This window comes from Streptomyces albidochromogenes (assembly GCF_005981925.1).
In the GTDB taxonomy this organism is placed as follows: Bacteria; Actinomycetota; Actinomycetes; order Streptomycetales; family Streptomycetaceae; genus Streptomyces; species Streptomyces albidochromogenes.
This window is the reverse complement of sequence record NZ_VBVX01000540.1, coordinates 1-2,198: the sequence shown is the minus strand read 5'-3', so window position 1 is coordinate 2,198 and position 2,198 is coordinate 1. Positions and strand designations below refer to the sequence as shown.

Sequence of the window (2,198 nt, the reverse complement as noted above, 5' to 3'; positions counted from 1 at the left end):
CACCCAACCCCACCCCCGCTCAAGGCATCTCGGGGTGCCTCGCCGCGTAACGCAGCAGGGCCCCGACCTCAGCCGGGGCCCTGCTCTCAACTGCCACTGCCACTGCCACTGCCAACCACCGGCCGCCAACCGGCCGTCAGCCGTCAGCCGTCAGTCGCCAATCACCAACCACCGACCACCGACCACGGAAACCCAGCCGTCAGCCGTCAGCCGTCAGCCACCAACCACCAGCCGCCAGCCATCCATCTCAGCGGTAGCTGTCAGTCGCTTCGCGTCAGACGTTGACGCCGAAGTCCGATGCGATGCCCGTCAGGCCCGAGGCGTAGCCCTGGCCCACTGCGCGGAACTTCCACTCCGCGCCGTTGCGGTAGAGCTCGCCGAAGATCATCGCGGTCTCGGTGGCGGCGTCCTCGCTCAGGTCGTAGCGGGCGATCTCGGTGCCGCCGGCCTGGTTGACGATGCGGATGTACGCGTTGCGCACCTGGCCGAAGTTCTGGCTGCGGGCGACCGCGTCGTAGATCGAGACCGGGAAGACGATCTTGTCGACGTCGGCCGGCAGGGCCGCCAGGTTGACGTTGATCGCCTCGTCGTCGCCCGCGCCCTCGCCACTGCGGTTGTCACCGGTGTGGACGATGGTCTGGTCGGGCGTCGACTTGTTGTTGAAGAAGACGAAGTGCCCGTCGGAGTAGACCTTGCCGGTCTGGTTGACCGCGATCGCGGACGCGTCGAGGTCGAAGTCCGTACCGGTGGTCGTACGGACGTCCCAGCCGAGACCCACGGTGACTGCGGTCAGGCCGGGGGCCTCCTTCGTAAGCGAGACGTTGCCGCCCTTGGACAGACTTACAGCCATCGGGATGTCCTCTTCCTTGAAGTCGTGCGGGCCGGTCGGACCCGTGGGGTCCGAAGCTACCGTCACCCCTTCTAACGCCGACAGGCCGCCGTCGGGTTCCAGTCCCCCGGGGAAAAGTGGGTGACGCGACCGCCGCGTACGCGGGATCATTGGACGCATGTCCGGGCCTCATGTCATTCGCGGTGCTGTCTCCCTGCCGGAGGCAGAGCTCACGTGGCGGTTCTCCAGGTCCTCCGGGCCCGGGGGACAGCACGTCAACACCACCGATTCCCAGGTGGAACTCCGCTTCGACCTCGCCAGGACCGAAGCGCTCCCGCCCGTCTGGAAGGAGCGCGCCCTGGAGCGGCTCTCCTCCCGGCTGGTGGGCGGCGTCGTCTCCGTACGGTCGTCCGAGCACCGCTCCCAGTGGCGCAACCGCGAGACCGCGCTCGTGCGCATGGCGGCCCTGCTCGCCGAGGCGACCGCCCCGCCTCCCAGGCCGCGCCGGCCCAAGAAGATCCCCCGGGGCATCAACGAGCGGCGGTTGCGCAACAAGAAGGCGCGCGGTGAGACGAAGCGCGGCCGTTCGGGCGGGTGGGACTGACCCGCCGCCGGCCGTTCGAGCGGCCCGCCGCCCGGCGTCCTACGACAAGTGCCGGTAGCGGCCCTTGAAGTACGTCAGCGGGCCGTCGTCCGCGTCCGGCAGGGACACTTCGAGCACCCGGCCGATCACCAGCGTGTGGTCCCCCGCCTCCACCCGCTGCTCGGTCCGGCACTCCACCGACGCCAGCGCGCCGTCGATCAGCGGGGCGCCGGACGTCGTGCCGCGCGTGTGGGACAGGTCCTCGAACAGCAGGCGGTCGCTCAGCCGTCCCTTCATCGCGAACCGTCCCGCGATGTGCCGCTGATTCTCCGACAGCAGCGAGACCGCCCACAGCGGCTGCTCCGCCAGCAGGTCGTCCATGCGTGAGCCGTTGCGTACGCTCACCATCGCCAGCGGCGGGTCCAGCGACACGGACATGAAGGCCGTCGCGGTCATGCCGACGTCCTCGCCGCGCGCGCCGCTGTCCGGGTCGTGCGCGGTCACGAGGGTCACGCCCGCCGTGAAACGGGACATCGCGGCACGGAACTCTTCGCTGCTCACCCCCTCAGGATGGGGGATCGAAGCGCCGGGCCGGGGGGAAGTCGTCTGGAACACACAGAGAACGCTATGCCCGGCCCTTCCGCCGCCACCATCGGGCATGGGGACGAGTACGCTCGGCTCCCGGTCCTAGGACCGACACCGGCCCTCCCTGAGGGTCCCCGCCCGTCCGCAGGCGTTCCGTATTTGCGTTTTTGCGTTCAAAAAACCTATGGAGCGCTCCCACCC

The 2,198-nt window shown here is 69.4% G+C and carries 3 protein-coding genes; 1 reads left to right on the top strand and 2 read right to left on the bottom strand.

Annotated features, from left to right (window positions below; all coding sequences use genetic code 11):
• Positions 1 to 274: 274 nt before the first annotated feature.
• Entirely contained in the window at positions 275 to 850 is a 576-nt protein-coding gene (locus E2E34_RS33600) for a TerD family protein (protein ID WP_138905610.1), read from the bottom strand.
• A gap of 157 nt (positions 851 to 1,007) precedes the next feature.
• On the opposite strand from E2E34_RS33600, the gene arfB reads away from it, so the two are divergent.
• Positions 1,008 to 1,433, top strand: a complete 426-nt coding sequence (gene arfB, locus E2E34_RS33595) for an alternative ribosome rescue aminoacyl-tRNA hydrolase ArfB (protein ID WP_138905609.1) — start codon at positions 1,008 to 1,010, stop codon at positions 1,431 to 1,433.
• Positions 1,434 to 1,472: 39 nt separating this feature from the next.
• Here arfB and E2E34_RS33590 read toward each other — a convergent pair whose 3' ends face one another.
• Complete coding sequence (locus E2E34_RS33590; protein ID WP_425573455.1) at positions 1,473 to 2,027, bottom strand: flavin reductase family protein; 555 nt, start codon at positions 2,025 to 2,027, stop codon at positions 1,473 to 1,475.
• Positions 2,028 to 2,198 lie beyond the last annotated feature (171 nt).

Coding starts and splice junctions, on each gene's coding strand:
- arfB (WP_138905609.1), top strand. CDS start 1,008: ATGTCCGGGCCTCATGTCATTCGCGGTGCTGTCTCCCTGCCGGAGGCA.
- E2E34_RS33600 (WP_138905610.1), bottom strand. CDS start 850: ATGGCTGTAAGTCTGTCCAAGGGCGGCAACGTCTCGCTTACGAAGGAG.